We start from the raw sequence: 20,016 nt of genomic DNA on the forward strand, positions 1-20,016 counted from the left end.
GGTGCATTGATGAGTAAAGTTCAAGAAAAATATCAAATATCTCCTATCTTTGTTTTCTTCTTAATTCACAGTGCACAATTCGGGGCTGGCGTTCTAGGTTTTGCTCGAATTATCGCAAAAGCTGCTGGATACGACGGCTGGATGGGAGTTCTCCTCACAGGAATCATCATTCATATTCTAATCTGGATGATGTATTATTCATTAAAAAATGTAGAGGGAAACTTAATTGATTTACACAAACAACTTTTTGGAAAATGGATCGGAAATGGTATTAATATCATTTTTATGGTTTATTTTTTTATTGTAAGCATTTCTGTTGTTAGAACATATGTCGAAATTATTCAAGTATGGATGTTTCCTAGTGCATCCACCTGGATGCTCACATTCTTTTTATGCTTAATAAGTTATTACATTATTTCATCAGGATTCCGAGTCATTACAGGAATTTGTGTTATTTCTGTTGGTGGGACATTAGGTTATCTTTTTCTTAGCCTTTTCATTTTGAAATTCTCACATTGGGATAACTTACTTCCAATATTTTCACATTCTTTTACCGATATTTTGAAAGCAGCTCAACTATCTATTTATAGTATGACAGGATTTGAAATTTTCCTTATGATTTATCCATTTGTTAAAGAGCCAGAGAAATCCCATAAATTCGCGCAATATGGGGCATTATTTTCCAATATTCTATATTTGTTTAGTACCATTCTCGCTTTTACATTCTTTAGCGAAAAACAACTACTCAAAACAATTTGGTCTCAACTGTCCATGACACAAGTTATTAAGCTTCCTTTTATAGAGCGACTTGAGTATATCGCTATTTCTGGTTATGCTCTCGTTATTATTACAAGCTTTATCCTACCTTTATGGGCTGCTACTAGAGGAACTCATGAAATTTTTCGTGTTAAACAACGTGGGATTTTAATTGCCTTGATGCTTATCACCTTAGTTGTTTCACAACTTTTAACGAACAGGCATGATATCAATGATTTTATTAGTAATGTATCTAAAGTTAGTTTTTGGCTTATATATATATACATCCCAATTCTATTTAGTATTGTGTGGGTGAAAAGAAAATGGACAAAACAAAAAGAAAGTTAATACTTCTTGTTTGCATCAGTATCTTCAGTCTAACTGGTTGCTTACAAAAAAATATTATTGATGATGTTCAACTCATTCAAGGAACTGCCTTCGATACAGCAAAAGATAATAAAGTAAAAGTTACATTCGTTTGTCCTATACAAAAAAAGGGAAATAAAGTTCAAGTTTATGAAGGAACAGGAAACGCAGTAAAACAAGTAAAGGCAGATACATCTTTAGAATCTTCACAACCTTTCGCAAGCGGTCAAATGCGTGTCGCCTTATTCACAACAAAGATTGCTAAAAAAGGATTATCCAATTCTTTTGACACATTAATTCGTGATGTGAATATTGGTAACTCACTGTATGTTGGACTATTAGAAGGCAGTGGTACTGAACTATTTAAAGGAAAATATAGTACCTCTTACAATGTTGCGATTTATATAAAAAAAATGTTAGAACATAATATGGACACTGGCCCTTTGCCAACTGACAATTTATATTTAGGTGCCTTCAGATACTACCGTGAAGGACAAGATTCCTATATGCCTATCCTCAAAAAACATGGAGATAAAATAAAAATTATTGGTATTGGTCTCTTGAAAAAGGATAAGTTAGTTGGAACAATTAAGTACCACGATATGTTTGTTTTCAAAGGACTGCTAGAAAAGCACCGTTTGGACTCACATGAATTTAAAACCAATCCTGGCTATACAATGATTAATAACATTCGTTCCGTTCCTACCTACGAAGTAAACATAAAAGATGGGAAACCTTCTTTCTATATTCACGTTAAGATGGATGCTCGTATTCAGGAGCTTTCTAGAAAATTTAATTTAGAAAACAAAAAAAACACAACAAAAATAGCCAAATCAATCGAAAAACAATTAGATGCAAAAGCTACAAAACTAATTAAACAGTTTAAATCTCTAAATGTTGATCCTCTTGCACTAGGAGCAAAATATAGACAACATTATCGCCCATTCAAATTAGAAGAGTGGCGACAAATGTATAAAGATGTTCCGGTTCATATAAAATACACCGTAAATATTACAAATTCTGGTGTAATTGAATGAGAAATGATTGAACTCCTCTCTCCAGCATGATACAACGGAGAGAGGAGTTTTTTATTATTAAATAGAGAGAGAAGATATTTATGGGGGAGCTTATGTCTAAAAAATTAGTAAAGCCTATTTTAAATGGTATTTTATTTCTCGGCGTCTTTTTATTTGCTCATACATACTTAAAAAATGTTTCCTTCACACGTTACTTGCTTGTCGTTATACCAATGTTACTCCTTGGTATGTTTGGCATCGACCTTATTTTATCCCTTTTAATAAAAAAAGAAGAATAACGAGCGAACATCTTATTTCGATAAGATGTTCTTTTCATTTCATAATCACCTTATGTTACAATGAGATTCGGCACTAAGCGAGAAAGGATGAAACAACATGACAAACGAAAAAGGTTTAGATAAAGGATATGAACTTGTTGCGAAAATGCATGAAGTATTCGGACATCCTGTAACAAATATTCCAACGAAATTAACAGAAGAGCGTGCAAAAATTCGTGCGAGTTTTATGCAAGAAGAACTAGAAGAATTTCTAGAAGCAACGACTGTTGAAGATCAATATGATGCACTAATTGACCTTATTTACTTTGCATTCGGAACGTTTGCCGAAATGGGCGTACGTCCAGATAAAGGATTCGAAATTGTAAATAACGCAAACATGGCAAAACTATTCCCTGATGGGAAACCTCGATTCCGTGAGGGCGACGGTAAAATTCTAAAACCAGAAGGCTGGCAAGCACCAGAACCACAGCTTCGTGCTGAAATTGAACGTCAACGTCAAGAAGCTGAAAAAAACTGCTAGGATTTCCTAGCAGTTTTTTATTATGTCTTTTTTTCTGCAGCTCATTAATGACCCACGTGTCCCGCATGTCCTGCTGCTCCACTAATACTAGCTGCTCCTGCTGCTGCCCCTGCTCCTCCTGCTCCAATTCCTCCTGTCCAAGGAGAAGTTTGTTGCTGTTGTTGATATTGTTGGTGCTGTTGACCTTGGTGTCCATGATGTTGGCCTTGGTGGTGATGTACTTGGTGACCGTGCTGACCTTGATGCTGATGGTGACCTTGGTGTCCATGATGTTGGCCTTGGTGGTGATGTCCATGATGACCTTGATGCGTTTGATAAAGAACAGCTTGCGGATGAATGTGGTGGTGTCCATGGTGATGTACTTGTTGTTGGTGATGACCATGATGGCCGTGTTGACCTTGATGGTGGTGATGTCCTTGGTGGCCGTGTTGACCTTGATGGTGGTGATGTCCATGATGGCCGTGTTGACCTTGGTGGTGGTGTCCATGATGGCCGTGTTGACCTTGGTGGTGGTGTCCATGATGGCCGTGTTGACCTTGGTGATGATGGTGTCCATGATGGCCATGTTGACCTTGATGGTGGTGATGTCCATGATGACCGTGAATAACTTGCGGATACCCACCTATTCCTGGTACCGGAAATCCTGTCTGCACTCCTCCAACGAAAGAAGGAAATGTAGTTGGTGCTCCTACTGGAATTCCTGTCTGTACACCAGCTACTGATGTTGGAAATCCACCTGTTATTGTAGGCATTCCAGCCCCTGATGTCGAAAAGCCTCCCATTGATGTAGGCATTCCAGTTTGCATGCCAGCTACCGATGTTGGAAATCCGCCTGAGCCTCCACCCATCCAGCTCGGAATTCCACCGTATCCTTGTTGGTCAGCTCCTCCCATTAACATCATTTGTTCATAACTACCCGATCCACCTCCGAAGAAGCCATGTGGTGCATTATTGTCCATCCCTTTCATTCCTTTCACCTCTTCTACTCAATTTAGCCTACCTTTTTTATCATATTTCCTATAGAAAAATAGGTGTTTGTCTGTATGGGAATTCCGCTCTTTTATTTGTACGTAATGGAATAATTAAAAACTTAGACTAATCTAATCCCGAAATGATTTTCTACACAAAAAAGCTCAGAGCCTAAATGCTCTGAGCTTTTATTTAGCGTTAATTAGTTTGCAACAACGTTAACAAGTTTTCCAGGAACAACAATTACTTTACGAACTGTTTTCCCTTCAATTTGGTCTTGAATTGCTTCAAGTGCAAGTTGTTCCATTTCTTCTTTTGATGCGTCTTTACTCATTGTTAGTTTTGCGCGAACTTTACCCATAACTTGAACAACGATTTCAACTTCATCTTCTACAAGTTTAGACTCATCAAATGTTGGCCAGCTTGCATATGTGATTGTTTCATTGTATCCAAGTTTGCTCCATAGCTCTTCCCCGATATGAGGTGCAACTGGTGCAATCATTTTTACGAAACCTTCTACATATTCTTTCGGAAGTGTTTCAGCTTTGTATGCATCGTTGATGAATACCATCATTTGAGAAATCGCTGTGTTGAAGCGAAGCTCTGCATAGTCTTCTGTTACTTTCTTCACTGTTTGGTGGTAAGCTTTTTCAAGCTCTTTATTTGGTGCGTCAGTAATCTTCTCACTTAATTCACCGTTATCTTGAACGAATAGACGCCATACACGGTCTAAGAAACGACGAGCTCCGTCAAGACCATTTTCAGACCAAGCGATTGAAGCATCTAATGGTCCCATGAACATTTCGTATAGACGAAGTGTATCTGCACCGTGACTTGCTACGATATCATCAGGGTTTACAACGTTACCTTTTGATTTACTCATTTTCTCGTTGTTTTCACCTAGAATCATACCTTGGTTGAATAATTGTTGGAATGGCTCTTTCGTTGGAACTACACCGATATCGTATAATACTTTATGCCAGAAACGAGCATATAGTAAGTGAAGTACAGCATGTTCTGCACCACCGATATAAATATCAACTGGAAGCCATTGTTTTACTTTTTCAGGATCTACAAGTGCTTCGCTATTGTTTGGATCGATGTAACGTAGGTAGTACCAGCAGCTACCAGCCCATTGCGGCATTGTGTTCGTTTCACGACGACCTTTTTTACCAGTCTCAGGATCAACAACATTTACCCACTCGTCAATGTTAGCAAGTGGTGATTCACCTGTACCTGAAGGACGGATGTTTTCTGTTTTCGGAAGAACTAATGGTAATTCCTCTTCTTTCACAGCTGTCATTGTACCATCTTCCCAGTGAATTACTGGAATTGGTTCACCCCAGTAACGTTGACGGCTGAATAACCAGTCACGTAGACGGTACGTTACTTTTTGATTTCCTGCGCTCGTTGCTTCAAGCCATTCAATCATTTTTGCGATTGCTTCTTCTTTATTTAATCCATCAAGGAATGCTGAGTTTACGTGTGCACCATCACCTGTGTACACTTCTTTCGTAATATCTCCGCCTTTTACAACTTCCTTCATTGGAAGATTAAATACTGATGCGAATTCATAGTCACGCTCATCGTGAGCTGGAACTGCCATTACAGCACCTGTTCCGTAAGTTGCAAGAACATAGTCAGCAATCCAGATTGGTAATTTCTCACCGTTTACTGGGTTAACTGCGTAAGCACCAGTGAATACACCAGTTTTCTCTTTCGCAAGTTCTGTACGCTCTAGGTCACTCTTCATTTTTACAGCGTTAATGTAAGCTTCTACCGCTTCTTTTTGTTCTGCTGTTGTAATTTCTGCAACAAGTGCATGTTCCGGAGCAAGTACACAGTATGTTGCACCAAATAGTGTATCAGGGCGCGTTGTGAACACCGTGAACTTCTCGTCTGTACCGTCGATGTTGAAGTGTACTTCTGCTCCTTCAGAACGACCGATCCAGTTACGTTGCATATCTTTTAAGCTTTCAGGCCAATCAAGCTCATCTAGATCTTCTAATAGACGATCTCCGTAAGCTGTAATTTTTAACATCCACTGTCTCATCGGACGACGCTCAACTGGATGTCCACCACGCTCACTCTTACCGTCAATGATTTCTTCGTTTGCAAGTACTGTACCAAGTGCTGGGCACCAGTTTACAGGTACTTCATCAACGTAAGCTAAACCTTTTTCAAATAATTTCAGGAAGATCCATTGTGTCCACTTATAGTAGTTTGGATCTGTTGTATTTACTTCACGGTCCCAATCGTAAGAGAAACCTAATGATTTAATTTGGTTACGGAACGTATTAATATTATGCTCTGTAAATTCTGCTGGGCTGTTTCCAGTATCAAGTGCATATTGCTCTGCTGGAAGACCAAATGCATCCCATCCCATTGGATGAAGAACGTTATACCCTTGCATACGCTTCATACGAGATAAAATATCTGTCGCTGTATAACCTTCTGGATGTCCTACGTGTAAGCCTGCACCTGATGGATATGGGAACATATCTAGTGCATAAAATTTTGGTTTTTCTGTCTCATCTGGCGTACGGAATGTTTTATTCTCTTCCCAGTACCCTTGCCACTTCTTCTCAATGTCTTGATGATTAAAGCTCATGAGATACCCTCCTTGAAATTCTATTTATTTTCACCGCCCAAAATACAAAAAACCTCTCATCCCTAGAAAGGGACGAGAGGTTATAGATTCCCGCGGTACCACCCTAAATTAATGTACAAATATACATTCGCTTAGATCCGTAACGTGGATTAACGGCAATTGCTACTATTAGTTTCACAACTGCAACTCAAAGGCGAGTTCATAACGAAACGTGGATTGACTTGCACCGACCGTCAACTCTCTAAACCAGCTTCTATTACTACTACTCCTTCTCACTGTTATTACACATATAAGTTACGTGAACTATCCTTCACCTAGTATCTCTTAAGAGCTTACTTAAAGCGAGGACTTCTCGGTTAATCGTTACTCTTCATAACTAACGAATTCATCTTAAGACAGCCGAGCTATCTCCCTTGTTCTAAAGGTTGTTTTATTTAAATATATTCTAAAACATGTTACATGTTCCGTCAAACTAAACTGCAATTTTTTCTTCAACTGTTTCTTCTACTTTTACTCGTTTATCATAAATGCTCGTTGCTATAAGCGCTACTACAAGCATTACCATGATTGCTATAAACAATACTTCCATATTGTATAAATCCACAATTGCTCCGCCAACGACCGGCCCGAACATTTTCCCTACAGTCGCCGCACTATTTACAACCCCTTGATAAAACCCTAATTTATCTTTTGGTGCAAGTATATTTGCAATCGTTGGAACCGCAGGCCATACAAATAACTCACCTATTGTTAATGTTACCATCGCAACGAGGAACATCGTAAATTGTTGCGCTTGACTTAACACAATGAATGAAGCTGCAAAAATGAAGATTCCAATCATAATTTGCTGTTTTAAAGAACGCTTCATCCAGCGAATTAGCATACTAACAAGTGGCTGTGCACAAACAATCATCGCTCCGTTTATCGTCCATAATAAACTATAGTGACGAAGGCTAATATTCAATTCTTGCATATGTGTTGCAATCGCTCCTTGCCACTGTACGTATGTAACCCAGCATAAAGCATATGCTACACACACGATAAGAAGTGCTTTAAATCCAGGTGTAAGTGACCAACCTTTTTTCATTTCGACTTCTTTTTGTACTCCTGGCTCCTTCTTGTCTTCCATACCACGGAATCCAATAAAAGCAATTAAGAAGAAAACAAAGTATAAAATAAAGTTCGCTAAGAAAATATAATCAAAACGATATGAAGCAACTAAACCACCGCACGCTGTTCCAATCGCAATACCAACGTTTTGTCCAACGTACATCGCATTAAACGCTCGTCTTCCGCCCTCTGGCCAAACCGTACCAACCATCGCGTACATCGATGGGAAGACCATCCCAGAACCGAAGCCGATTAACGCTAGCCACACAACATATAACGGCCAACCGTGGAAGAACACAAGACCTAAAATCGATACAAGTGTAATGACAATCCCTACTAAAATTGATTTATAACCGCCCCATTTATCAAATAAAACACCGCCGAGCAAGTTTCCGATTACACCAGTAAGCGAGTTGATCATTAATACCATTCCGGCCACAGATAAAGATTTGCCTAGGTGATCATGCAAATAAATTGTATTAAAAGGCCATAAAAAAGAAGCACCCGTGACATTAATAATCATCCCAGCTACTAATAGCCATACTTTCCTTGGCATAGTTTCCCCTCCTATTCTATTTTTTTCGTTCATATATATAACAGTAAAATTGTAGTCGTTTTTAAATAGGAAGGCAACTGATTAATAGTTGATGAAATTCAGATAATGGTTCGACGGTAAATGAAATTATATTTATCCCTGCTTGAAAATATATCAGCGATTTTGGAAATATATCGATCGCAACTCAAAATATATCAGCGATTTTTCAATTATATCAACTTACCGACAAAAAACGACAACAGTAACAATATATAAAAGGGTAGACTGCATGAAATTTTCATGCAGTCTACCCTTATTTATACTATCCAACTTCTTTTTCTCGCTTCGCACTTTCTTTAGCGCTCCATTTAAATATTTTATCTAATAAGGAATATATTCTCCCAGATTCTTTCGTTAACAAAGGTCCTAACGATGCTAATATTAAAACATACAAAGCTGAGAATGGTTTAATCGTTGCCATTAAGCCGCCCGCAATTCCAATATTCGCGACGATAATGGAAAATTCTCCGCGTGATACAAGTGTTAAACCGATATTCGTAGAAGCCTTATGCGATAACCCAGCTTTACGCCCCGCTACCATTCCAGCAGTAAAATTACCGATAAGAGTAATGAAAACTGCTCCTAATGCCAACCACACTGCTCCCCCAAGCGAAAATGGGTCTATACTTAAACCGAAGCTGAAAAAGAATATAGCTCCAAAGAAATCACGAAATGGAACAACGAGCTGTTCAATTCGATCACTATGCTCTGTTTCAGAAAAGACGAGCCCCAATAATAATGCTCCAATTGCCTCCGTGACATGAATCGTTTCTGAAAATCCTGCTACAAAGAATAAAATAGCGAATATTACGATAATGAAAATTTCATTGGACGAAATATCTAACATTTTATTTAAGAATCGTGTAGCTTTTCTAGCAACTACAAAGAATAGTAGCATATACCCTACTGCGATTAAAATAGATGTAAGAGCACCTACAAATGATGTTGCCCCTCCGAGTACTAATCCTGAAACGACTGATAAATATACTGCTAAAAAGATATCATCAAACATAATGATTCCTAAAATTAGCTCCGTCTCTTTATTACCAGATCTTCTTAAATCAACAATTACTTTCGCAACAATTGCACTCGATGAAATTGTTATGATCCCAGCAATAATTAATGTTTCTAATAAGGGGAAACCCATTATATATCCGTAAAGTAAACCTAATATAAAATTAAGCGATATATGAACAGTTCCCCCAAAAGCAATTGATTTTCCTGATTTAATTAATTTTTTAATTGAGAATTCTAAGCCTAAATAGAATAAGAGGAATATAACGCCAACACGGCCGAGGAAGGAAATAACTTCTCCGCTTTCAATAAATCTTAAATCGATAAGCCCTAAATCTGGCGCATGTGGCCCCACTAGCATACCGAGTATAATGAGAAACGGAATAATCGAGAACTTTAACTTTGCAGCGAGAATAGCTGCAAAAGCGACTAATACTAACGCAGTCCCAACTTCAAAGATTAAAGTATCCATCGACTATGAATCCCCTCCTACTGAAAGCAACTCATTAATAATTCTTTTTACTTCATGTCTTTCGCCTGATAATACGAGCATATCGCCAGCTTCAATGATAGAATCTGGGCCTGGATTAAAGAACTTCTTCATATTCTTTTTCAAAATGGCAATGATCGTTACATTATATGTGTTTCGGACATGTAAACTACCAATTGTTTTTTGTACGACTGGTGCATTATTTTCCACCTTAAACCACTCAATTGATAATCCTTCAAAGGCCATTTCAATCGTATCTAAAGCTTGTGGTCTATATACCATCCCGCCCAATATAGCTGCAATTTGTCTCGCTTCGGAATCACGAAGAGAGACGCTTGAAATACTCTCCTCATGATCAGCATCAAAATGGTACATTTCTCTTCGGCCATCATCATGAATAACGATAACCATCTTTTCATTACCTTTTGTAATCACTTCAAACTTACATCCAATACCCGGCAGTTCACTCTCTCTAATATTCATATTTTCCGCCTCCTAATTTTTTTAGTTACGGCTTTTATAAATCGACATCAATCTCCGTTTTAAAGGTCTCATCCTTTGAGATGCCTAAATACTTTAGCGTCTCTGATGGAGTCGCGTGATGGAAATGTTTTTGCAACAGCGCAATCGCTATCCCTCTTTTGTACGCATGAAATCCAAACGTTTTTCGCATTGAATTTGTTCCGATCTTACCAACAACTCCAACTGCTTCTGCAGCATTATGAATTACACGATACGCTTGTTGGCGCGTAATTGAATTTGGCGTTTTATTAGATTGAAATACGTAATTTTCTCTTTTAACGCCAATAGATTGTACGTAATCTAAAAGCGCTTCTTTTACTTTTGTATTTAAATAAATATCTTGTTTAAATTTTTCATCTTTCACAGGAAGAGTATAAAACTCTTTAACAGTCCCGTCTTCATTTAATACATCTTCAAATTTCATGTTAAGTAGTTCTGTAATTTTTAATCCTGTGTTAATTCCAATAACAAATAAAAGATAATCTCGCTGGGAGTGCTCTTTTAAATATTTTTTCATAGCCTCAATTTGGCTTATATCTTTTAATGCCTCTACAACTTCCATACATGTATTCTCCTCATCTTATGAACGGTAATTTTCTCATTATGTTGTCCATTTTACCTTATCATGCTATGAGATTTCCATGTGTTATCCATTATTTTCACAATATACTCAGGTGGTTCTGAAAACTTTCAATGTGGAAACTTACGATTGTATAAATACGTTGCGGTAAAAAAATGTGGGGATAAAAGTTCAGCTTCTTTCTACAGATTGGATTCCTCCTTTCCTTATACAGCTACTTCTACTTTTATATTACGTTACTTATTTACATTATATTATATATTTCAGTAACATCAAAGTGTTTTTTCTGAAAATAATAAAAACCGAGCGTTTTTGCTCGGTTTTTATTATTAATCTTCTTTCGGAAGAACAATTCCTTTATATAATTGAACTGTAATGAAGTAATAAATCGCATAAATAACTACGAAAATTACGATTGGTACCCAAATACGGAAGTACGGATCGATTAAAATAAATCCGAAAATATTCATACCAACTAATACGTGAGCGATACCCACAATTGCTGGGAATAAGAATACTAAGAATAACTCTTTATAAATCGATTTCGTTAATAACTCACGGCGCACCCCGATTTTACGAAGCATTTGATAACGCGTAATATCTTTTGATGCACCAGAAAGAATTTTGAACATTAGACAACTTGCCATCATTGCTAAGAAAGCAATTCCAAGGAAGAATCCCATAAACACTGTTCCGCTTGCAACGCCGTATAACATGTCGTAAGTTTGATATTTACTATTTAATCTTTCAGCTTTTACATTTTTATATTTATCTAGCTGCAACTCGTCAAGTTTTTTCCATTCTTTTGTATATGCTAAGAAATCATCTGCTTTTCCGATAAATGCTATACCTTCTTTACCATTTATCCCATCGTACATTTTTTGATCTACAATTTTAATTGCATGATCTTCGTATATATAATACGGATGAATTGTGCTAAAAGCATCAACCCATTCTTCTGGAAGTTCTTTAGCGTTCGCATCTTTTTCATTCATTTCTCTAGAAACTGCACCTACTGGTAGTTCCTGTGAAACCTTCTTTGTATTCACTAAATCCTTCATCGACTTCATATTTGTCATATCTTTTACGAAAGGACGATTTTTTTCTAAATCTTCTTTTACATAATAAACGTATTTATCATCAACTTTGTAGCGATATTCATTTTTTTCTTTAAATGTAATACCGTCTAAAATTTTCTTTTCTTCAGCTGTAGGATTATGAACAACTGAGTCATAGATTACTAAACCATCAGACAGTTTGATAGCGTTATTTTTAAACGCCATACCACCTGAAATTGCACCTGCTCCAAGAGCAACTAACATCGCTACTGTTGCAAGTACCTTTGTTAGGCTATTAATACGGAAATTTAATTGTGCAAATGTAAAAGCGTTAAGTCCTTTTTCACTACGCTTTTTATTACTCTTTAACTTTTTAATAAAGACCGGGAGAAGTGATCCAAACAGCATGTAAGTACCAACTGTCGTTGTAATTAATGCAATAATGATTCCCATTTCTCTTAGTTTTTCCATGTAAATCATTGATGCATAGCCCATTCCTAATAAAATAACCGCAAGGAATGCAACTACACCTGTCATTTTTCCTTTTACTGCAACACGTTCTGTTTGTGCGTCTGCATGTACAAGTTGCAGGACAGAAATACGTGATAATTTAATACTGTTCATAATTGCCGATAATACAAATAGTGCAAAGAAGAAGATGCACGTAACAGTCATAGATGGCAGGTAAAATGCTTTATAGCCTTCACCAGCAAATTCTAATTGTTTCATCAATAATTGACCGATACCTTCTGCAAGTCCTACACCAACTGCAATTCCAATTGCAAGAGACGCAGCTCCTAATACAATTGTCTCAATAAACATAAGTAATGTAACTTTATGCTTTTTTGCTCCTAACATCATATACATACCAAACTCTTTTTGACGAAGAGATAGTAAGAAAGAGTTCGCATACAAAATATAGAAGAACGTTATAATAGCTAGTAAAAATGAACCTGCTTGGAATACAAATCCAATTTGACCAATAGTAGAATTTTCCTTAAGGAAGGCCTCGTTTAACGCTAATGTTTGGAACATATAAAAAATTGAAATGGACATGACAAGACCAACAAGTAAGACGATATAATCTTTCAGCTTACTTTTTAGCCCTGACATGGAAAGTTTAAATAACATGCTCTAGAACCTCCTTTCTTACGCTTTTTGTGTGCCTAAGTCCGCAAGCACATCTAAAATTTCTTTATAAAACTCTTCACGTGTACCGCCGCGGTGAATTTCTTTATATAGCTCACCATCTTGAATGAATAAAATACGCTGACAGTAACTTGCACTGTATGGATCATGTGTAACCATCATAATAGATACGCCTTGATCTTTATTTAAGTTTGTCATCGCATCAAGTAAACTCGTTGCATTTTTAGAATCAAGCGCTCCTGTTGGCTCGTCTCCTAAAATAATTGCTGGTTCATGTACTAGAGCACGCGCTGCTGCTGAACGTTGTTTCTGTCCACCAGATACTTCAGATGGATACTTTTGAAGAATTTCTGTAATCCCTAACATATCCGCTACTTTTTCTACTTTCGGTCCAATATTACGTGACGCGACACCTTGAAGAGATAATGGAAGTGCGATGTTTTCATAAATAGATAAGTTCTCTAATAAGTTAAAGTCTTGGAAGATGAATCCTAATTTTTGTGAACGGAAATCAGAAAGCTCACCTTGCTTCATTTTCGTAATATCCGTACCCGCAATTTCAACAACGCCGCCCGTTGCTTTATCAAGCGTTGAAATTACATTTAATAATGTCGTTTTACCAGAACCAGATGGTCCCATAATCCCTACAAACTCACCCTCTTGAATTGAGAATGAAACACCTTTTAATGCATGTGATTGGTTCTCACCTTTTTTACCGTACACTTTTTGAACGTTTTTCACGTCTACAACTGGTTTCGTCATATATATCCTCCTACGCTTGTTTTTCCATTACCTATTTTGCGCTTTTTAAAGGAGAACTGCTATTTGTTAACATTACATTTACCTTACACTTTTGTAATATAAAAAGATGAGTGTGTAAGGTTCGTTGATAAATGAAATTTTATTAGCGATTTCCAATATATATCGGCGATTCGCGAAGGAATATCAACTTTCCGAAAAAGATGAAAATAAAAATGGGCTGTTCCACAAAAGGAATAGCCCATTTCTCTCTCTATTTCTTTAAAGGTGTTACCGTCCAATACGTAACAACTCGCCAAATCCATTCTAATGGACCCATTTTAAAGATTTTCATCCAAATTACGCTACATACAATTTGAATTGCATAAATTGCAATACACACATATAAAGTCTGCATGTACGTTAAGTTTTCTGCAAAGTTAAATACACTTCCTGCGATTAAAATCATTGCAGTTTGTCCAATATAATTCGTTAAAGCCATGCGGCCATAATATTTCAGTGGTGCTAACAATGTTTGAACTGGTTTTAATTGAAGTAGTAAAATTAATGCTCCAACATAGAAAGCTGAAATAATTGGTCCAACTGTAACGCCAATTTTTAAAAACTGACTTGCGGCATCCATTGTCCCATCCTCATTCATAAGTATCATGTTCACAAATGGATTAGCAGGAACGTACCCATATTGATACCATACAGCTATGACACTTAAAACAAACATAATACCTGTAAAAATAGCGACTTTCTTTATATTTTGCGCAAGGTTTTCAAATACACGATATTGTCCTGCAGCAAGCCCTAATAAAATTAAGCCAAGTGGTAATAGTTCTTTAACTCCCATTACACTGAAGGCAATTGTCAAAATAAGTCCTAGTACTAGGTTCACTTCTTTTTTCGCTTTATAAAACGGTAAAACGATTAACCCGCAAATTGCGTATAACGCTAGTGCTTCTCCAGGCTGAAACATTTGATGAATTAAACCAAAAATAAATAATGCTACTAAGCGACGTAAAAATAAAACATAGCCATTTTTCCCTTTCGCAATCGCTCTTGAAATAAAGATATAAAATCCTACTCCAAATAAGAATGAGAAGATTGAGAAGAAACGACCTTCTACAAATAAGTATAGAAACCTTTGATAGCTCGCATCCACTGTATTAGGATCTGGGATTTTAATATGAAGTAGTGCAAGAATATTTACTAAAATAATCCCCAGTAATGCAAAGCCACGAATGTAATCTAACTCATCAATTCGCTTGTTTGTAATATTATTCCCCATAAAGCAACTCCTTGTATAAAATTTAATCCTTCCTTACTCTACTGGAGAAAGCTGCTCGCAACTATCGACAAACCTTACATAAATCTTACATTATTGTCATATAGCAAAATAAAACCAGGTCATATTGCGACCTGGTTTACTCTGATTGTTTCGATTTTTGAGGTTGTCCTTTTTTACTATTACGCTGTTTCACTTGAACAATTGGATCAAGCTCATTCGAAAACTCAGCGTTATGTCCATTTTGCGTTTTTTGCTCTGGGTTATTTTGATCTGAACGTTTCGCCATTACATTCACTCCTTATTAGTGCGGTGTAATAATCATTTGATGTTGCAATTGGCGAATTGCCATACGTGCTCTATTTAATTGCTCACGTTGCTCATCATTCGCATGTTGTTGCATTGTTTGTAAATCGTTATATGCTTGTTCTAATTGCAACTGCGCATCCGAATACTCCATCGTATTATAATGCTCTTGTCTCATACCTTGGTCTAATTGTTCTTTCGCATATTCCACCGCTTGTTCCGCTTGTGTAATATACGATTCAAGTGATTGACGCTCTGCCATAATTGTCCCTCCTTGCTTCAATTCCCCTTTAGTGTGTCCCTTCCTTATGAACCTTATGAGTATGTTATAATGGATTTTGTGTTATTTTGACTCGGCTTAGGAGGGAAAGTAATGAAGGTTCAAAACCCTTTTCCATATACAAACGACAATAAACGTTATCATACATGGAATTATCATTTACGAAATGAATTTGGTGAAAAAATCTTTAAAGTTTCATTAGATGCTGGCTTCGATTGCCCGAACCGTGACGGTACAGTTGCTTATGGCGGTTGTACATTTTGCAGTGCTGCTGGATCTGGTGACTTCGCTGGCGATCGCCGCGATGATGTTATAACGCAATATCATGAAATGAAAGAAAAAATGCGCTCAAAGTGGAAAGACGGAAAATGTATCGCTTATTTCCAGGCGTACACAAATACACATGCACCACTTGAAGTGTTAAAAGAAAAATTCGAACCGCTTCTAGCAGAAAAAGACGTTGTCGGTCTTTCTATTGCGACTCGTCCAGATTGTTTACCGGACGATGTTGTTGAATATTTAGCGGACTTAAATAAACGCACTTACCTTTGGGTTGAACTCGGACTACAGACTGTTCATGAACGTACTGCAAATCTTATTAATCGCGCTCACGATTATCCGTCTTATGTGGAAGGTGTAAATAAATTACGTAAGCACGGCATTCGAGTTTGTTCTCATATTATTAACGGCCTTCCACTTGAAGATTACGACATGATGATGGAAACAGCTCGTGAAGTAGCGAAGCTTGACGTACAAGGAATTAAAATCCACTTACTTCACTTATTAAAAGGAACGCCAATGGTGAAGCAATATGAAAAAGGACAACTCGAGTTCCTTTCTCTTGAGGATTACGTAAGTCTCGTTGTTGACCAACTTGAAATTATTCCAGAAGACGTAATTGTGCACCGTATCACAGGTGACGGTCCACCTGATTTAATGATTGGCCCAATGTGGAGCTTAAATAAATGGGAAGTATTAAATTCCATCGATGCAGAATTTGTACGCCGCGGAAGCTGGCAAGGAAAATATGCAAATGAGGAGAAACAAAAATGAAATTAGAACGTGTATTACCGTTTGCTCGCACTCTCTTGCAAACAGCAGTAAAAGAAGGCGATTACGCTGTAGATGCAACACTCGGCAATGGGCATGACACTTGCTTCCTAGCTGAAATCGTTGGAGATAACGGAAAAGTATTTGGATTTGATATTCAAAAAGAGGCAATTGAAAGCTCAACAACTCGTCTAAAAGAAAAAGAACTTTTCGAACGTACTGTTTTAGTTCACCATAGTCACGATACACTTCTATCCGTATTACCAGAAGATGCAAAAGGAAAAGTAACAGGCGCAATTTTCAACTTAGGTTACCTTCCAGGCGGAGACAAGCATATCGTTACAAAACCGAACTCAACAATCTCAGCGATCGAACAATTATTAGAAGTAATGGCACCTGAAGGTATCATCGTCCTTGTTATTTACCACGGACATCCAGAAGGACAAGTAGAACGCGACGCTGTGCTTACATTTGCTGAAGAACTAGACCAAAAACAAGCACACGTACTGCGATACGGCTTCATTAATCAACAAAATAACCCGCCATTTATTGTGGCGATTGAGAAGCGATAAAGTGAAACTTTAATCAGTGGGGGCATCCCCACTGATTATTAGTTGAACCAATCGGGCATTTATGGGCAGTTTATCTCCTACCTAACCTCTTTGCTCCAGGCGAATTTTAAGGTGGGAGTTTTACTGCCCGTTAATGCGGGGTAATATATCAACGATTTTTCAATTATATCTATCGTAACTCGGGATATATCAACGATTTTTTCGATATATCTATCATAACTTACAATATATCAACGATTTCTCGGATATATCGATTGTTCGACAAAACATAACAAAAAAAGACGTGCATTCACTGCACGTCTTTTTTTATTCTCCTATATAATGGATATATACACTATTTAAAGAAAGAAGGATAGAACTTTGCTAGTAGAACTACGGGGAATTCAAAAGAAGTACGGCAAATCACTTATACTAGACAACATTGATTTATCCATTTCAGAAGGAGAAGCACTCGCCATTGTTGGCGGAAACGGGACTGGAAAAAGTACTCTACTCAAAATAATTGCAGGATTTGTTTCACCTACGGCAGGAGCACTTCAAAGAAAAGAACATATACAAATTGGCTATGTACCTGAACATTTTCCTGAAGGGATTCGTTTTACATTAGAGGATTATTTATATCATCTCGGCCACATTCACGGTTTATCAACAAAATATTTAAAAGATAAAATCCCGATGCTTCTTGAATCTTTTCATTTACAGCATGCAAGACATTCTGTTGTACGAAACTTTTCAAAAGGTATGAAACAAAAAACTGGTATTATGCAAGCATTACTTACAGACGTCCATTTATTAGTTTTAGACGAACCGCTTTCTGGACTCGATCCTCACTTTCAGCAAGAATTAGAACATATTTTACTCTCATTAAAACAACACGGCATATCCATACTCTTCACATGTCATGAAAAACAACTATTAGAAAACTTCGCCGATAGAATTGTGACGTTAGCAAATCATACAATCACAGAAGATATTTTTGTACAAAAAGGAGCAGAACAAGTCTATATTGAAGCAATCGTTCACGAAACATTTTCAGCGATAGAACTAAAAAAGCAATCCGGTTTTATACACGTTGCACACAATGCAAATCAAAACCTTATTCAATTACAAATCGAAAAAGAATATACAAACGAAATGCTTCAGTTTTTATTACATAAAAAAGCATCTATCACACTGCTACAACCTAACTTTTAAATCGAAAGAAGGTTTATTATGTTCGCGCTTATTCGTTACCATTTTCTCGACTATACAAAATCGTATAAGTACGTCCCTCCTATTGCGATGTACTTTGTGAGCTTACTTTTTGTATATACATATAAACCGACTCCTATTGTACCGACATACTTAGAAACAGCTCTCGCGCTTTATTTATTATCTGCCTGGATTACGGTCACAATTTTTCATACTGAAGACCCTGTACAAGAACAAATTACTATTTCTCACACAAATAATATTTCCGCACTATATTTGGGTAAATATATTACGGCTCTTCTCATTTGTACTGTTTTATCTTTTATATCCGTAATCTACCCAATTATTTTGCAAATGTTTAATGAAGAAATGACAGTTTCTTTATTTTTAGTCGGATTTCTCGCTCACATGTCTTTCTCTATACTAGGAATTTCAATCGCAACTTTATTTACTAGAAATATTATTCCAAAAGCAAGCACAGCTTGGCTTAGCCTTACATTTATATTGCTTATAACGATTGCATCTATCCAGTTAAAAAAAGAGTTACTATGGTTTTTACCACCTGTCAAAAGTTTTCTAATACTTGGACAATACAAATATAATACACTGACTCACACGCTATGGCTCACAGCTTGGGCTATCGTATATTCATTTTTATTATTTATCTTATTTCTTTTTATCGTTCGCAAAAAACGTTTTTAATTACATATTAAAGGAGACAAACCAATGATCGGAATACTAGCAGGAATGGGACCAAAATCAACTGGGCCATTCGTCGATACAGTTGTAGCAAAGTGCCAAACAATATACGGAGCAACGCATGATATGGACTTTCCTCATATGATGATTTACTCGTGCCCAACACCATTCTATATGGATCGCCTTATTGATCACGAAGCGATGAAAAAAGCGATTATTGAAGGGGCACAAAAACTTGAAAGTACTGGCGTAGACTTTATCGCTATGCCGTGCAATACAGCGCATCTTTATTTTGAAGAATTACAGCGATCTCTTTCTATTCCTATTTTGAATATAGTTGATGAGACGTTAAAAACAATTCCTGAAAATACAAAAAGAGTTGCTCTTCTCGCAACAGAAGCAACTGTTCAAGCTGGGATTTACCAAGATGGGATTACAAAACGTAATATAGAATACATTCATCATAAAAAATGGCAGGAAATGATTAATCAAATTATTACTTGGATTAAATCTGGAGAGAGTGAAGAAGCTCGCGAATTATGGAATACGCTCGTTTTACAATTGAAAGATGAAGTTGATACCGCTATTATCGCATGTACCGATTTGAATGTAGTGGCTAGTGAGGATTTTGTTGATTCTGCTCAATGTCTTGCTGAGGCGGTTGTTGAAATGTATTTATCAAATAAGAAGAAACATTTATAAACATTGAACACCTTCCTTTTGAAATGTGTTTTATGTTTGTTGAAACCCCTAAAAACTTTTAACTTTCTTCACAATTCTTTCAAAGTAATCACACTTAATCTCGCTATATTAAATAAGTAGTTATTCATA

At 36.8% G+C, this 20,016-nt stretch carries 20 protein-coding genes and 1 other annotated feature; of the genes, 9 read left to right on the forward strand and 11 right to left on the reverse strand.

Translation table 11 applies throughout. The annotated features are described in order from the left end of the window. Positions 1 to 9 precede the first annotated feature (9 nt). The 4 genes from ACS2FK_RS23095 to ACS2FK_RS23110 all read left to right on the forward strand — a co-directional run bounded on the left by ACS2FK_RS23095 (position 10) and on the right by ACS2FK_RS23110 (position 2,957). Positions 10 to 1,104 (forward strand): spore germination protein, encoded by a 1,095-nt coding sequence (locus ACS2FK_RS23095; protein WP_063548812.1) that lies wholly within the window; start codon positions 10 to 12, stop codon positions 1,102 to 1,104. Then, on the forward strand, positions 1,080 to 2,159 hold the full coding sequence (locus ACS2FK_RS23100) for a Ger(x)C family spore germination protein (protein WP_063548814.1): 1,080 nt from the start codon (positions 1,080 to 1,082) through the stop codon (positions 2,157 to 2,159). The genes ACS2FK_RS23095 and ACS2FK_RS23100 overlap by 25 nt, the downstream gene beginning before the upstream one ends. Before the next feature lie 92 nt (positions 2,160 to 2,251). Further along, positions 2,252 to 2,437 (forward strand): hypothetical protein, encoded by a 186-nt coding sequence (locus tag ACS2FK_RS23105; RefSeq protein WP_063549372.1) that lies wholly within the window; start codon positions 2,252 to 2,254, stop codon positions 2,435 to 2,437. Positions 2,438 to 2,534: 97 nt separating this feature from the next. Then, complete coding sequence (locus ACS2FK_RS23110) at positions 2,535 to 2,957, forward strand: HAD family hydrolase (protein WP_063548816.1); 423 nt, start codon at positions 2,535 to 2,537, stop codon at positions 2,955 to 2,957. A gap of 44 nt (positions 2,958 to 3,001) precedes the next feature. On the opposite strand, the gene ACS2FK_RS23115 is transcribed toward ACS2FK_RS23110, so the two are convergent. The 11 genes from ACS2FK_RS23115 to ACS2FK_RS23165 all read right to left on the reverse strand — a co-directional run bounded on the left by ACS2FK_RS23115 (position 3,002) and on the right by ACS2FK_RS23165 (position 15,655). Next, positions 3,002 to 3,925, reverse strand: coding sequence for a hypothetical protein (locus tag ACS2FK_RS23115; RefSeq protein WP_063548818.1), 924 nt, complete (start codon positions 3,923 to 3,925; stop codon positions 3,002 to 3,004). Between the two features lie 203 nt (positions 3,926 to 4,128). Further along, positions 4,129 to 6,537, reverse strand: coding sequence for a leucine--tRNA ligase (leuS, locus tag ACS2FK_RS23120; RefSeq protein WP_063548820.1), 2,409 nt, complete (start codon positions 6,535 to 6,537; stop codon positions 4,129 to 4,131). A gap of 65 nt (positions 6,538 to 6,602) precedes the next feature. After that, positions 6,603 to 6,822: a binding site (T-box leader), on the reverse strand. 187 nt (positions 6,823 to 7,009) lie between these two features. Beyond that, a complete protein-coding gene (locus ACS2FK_RS23125) occupies positions 7,010 to 8,203 on the reverse strand; it encodes an MDR family MFS transporter (protein ID WP_063548822.1) in 1,194 nt (397 codons plus the stop codon). Positions 8,204 to 8,504: 301 nt separating this feature from the next. Further along, positions 8,505 to 9,728, reverse strand: coding sequence for a cation:proton antiporter (locus tag ACS2FK_RS23130; RefSeq protein ID WP_063548824.1), 1,224 nt, complete (start codon positions 9,726 to 9,728; stop codon positions 8,505 to 8,507). A gap of 3 nt (positions 9,729 to 9,731) precedes the next feature. Further along, positions 9,732 to 10,229, reverse strand: a complete 498-nt coding sequence (locus ACS2FK_RS23135; protein ID WP_001026053.1) for a cation:proton antiporter regulatory subunit — start codon at positions 10,227 to 10,229, stop codon at positions 9,732 to 9,734. A 34-nt stretch (positions 10,230 to 10,263) separates the two neighbouring features. Beyond that, a complete protein-coding gene (locus ACS2FK_RS23140; RefSeq protein ID WP_063548826.1) occupies positions 10,264 to 10,830 on the reverse strand; it encodes a tyrosine-type recombinase/integrase in 567 nt (188 codons plus the stop codon). A gap of 347 nt (positions 10,831 to 11,177) precedes the next feature. After that, positions 11,178 to 13,037 (reverse strand): FtsX-like permease family protein, encoded by a 1,860-nt coding sequence (locus ACS2FK_RS23145; RefSeq protein ID WP_063548828.1) that lies wholly within the window; start codon positions 13,035 to 13,037, stop codon positions 11,178 to 11,180. Between the two features lie 18 nt (positions 13,038 to 13,055). Then, entirely contained in the window at positions 13,056 to 13,817 is a 762-nt protein-coding gene (locus ACS2FK_RS23150) for an ABC transporter ATP-binding protein (RefSeq protein ID WP_000165837.1), read from the reverse strand. Between the two features lie 250 nt (positions 13,818 to 14,067). Continuing rightward, on the reverse strand, positions 14,068 to 15,090 hold the full coding sequence (locus ACS2FK_RS23155; RefSeq protein ID WP_063548830.1) for a DUF418 domain-containing protein: 1,023 nt from the start codon (positions 15,088 to 15,090) through the stop codon (positions 14,068 to 14,070). Positions 15,091 to 15,226: 136 nt separating this feature from the next. Next, positions 15,227 to 15,376, reverse strand: a complete 150-nt coding sequence (locus ACS2FK_RS23160) for a hypothetical protein (protein WP_001129340.1) — start codon at positions 15,374 to 15,376, stop codon at positions 15,227 to 15,229. Positions 15,377 to 15,391: 15 nt separating this feature from the next. After that, positions 15,392 to 15,655: a YtzC family protein gene (locus ACS2FK_RS23165; protein WP_000840869.1), complete on the reverse strand. Its 264-nt coding sequence runs from the start codon at positions 15,653 to 15,655 to the stop codon at positions 15,392 to 15,394. 111 nt (positions 15,656 to 15,766) lie between these two features. On the opposite strand from ACS2FK_RS23165, the gene ACS2FK_RS23170 reads away from it, so the two are divergent. From ACS2FK_RS23170 to ACS2FK_RS23190, 5 genes are all read left to right on the forward strand, one after another. Then, positions 15,767 to 16,726: a TIGR01212 family radical SAM protein gene (locus ACS2FK_RS23170; RefSeq protein ID WP_000868033.1), complete on the forward strand. Its 960-nt coding sequence runs from the start codon at positions 15,767 to 15,769 to the stop codon at positions 16,724 to 16,726. Beyond that, a complete protein-coding gene (locus tag ACS2FK_RS23175) occupies positions 16,723 to 17,295 on the forward strand; it encodes a class I SAM-dependent methyltransferase (protein WP_063548832.1) in 573 nt (190 codons plus the stop codon). Before ACS2FK_RS23170 ends, ACS2FK_RS23175 begins: the two co-directional genes overlap by 4 nt. 360 nt (positions 17,296 to 17,655) lie before the next feature. Beyond that, positions 17,656 to 18,489 carry an ABC transporter ATP-binding protein gene (locus ACS2FK_RS23180; protein ID WP_063548834.1) on the forward strand — a complete coding sequence of 278 codons (834 nt, stop codon included), beginning with the start codon at positions 17,656 to 17,658 and terminating at the stop codon, positions 18,487 to 18,489. Between the two features lie 18 nt (positions 18,490 to 18,507). Then, a complete protein-coding gene (locus ACS2FK_RS23185) occupies positions 18,508 to 19,188 on the forward strand; it encodes a hypothetical protein (protein ID WP_063548836.1) in 681 nt (226 codons plus the stop codon). Between the two features lie 24 nt (positions 19,189 to 19,212). Further along, positions 19,213 to 19,887, forward strand: a complete 675-nt coding sequence (locus tag ACS2FK_RS23190; protein WP_063548838.1) for an aspartate/glutamate racemase family protein — start codon at positions 19,213 to 19,215, stop codon at positions 19,885 to 19,887. The last annotated feature ends 129 nt before the right edge of the window (positions 19,888 to 20,016 follow it).

Origin of the sequence: Bacillus cereus group sp. BceL220, from assembly GCF_051776965.1 — a bacterium.
GTDB classification, from domain to species: Bacteria; Bacillota; Bacilli; order Bacillales; family Bacillaceae_G; genus Bacillus_A; species Bacillus_A cereus.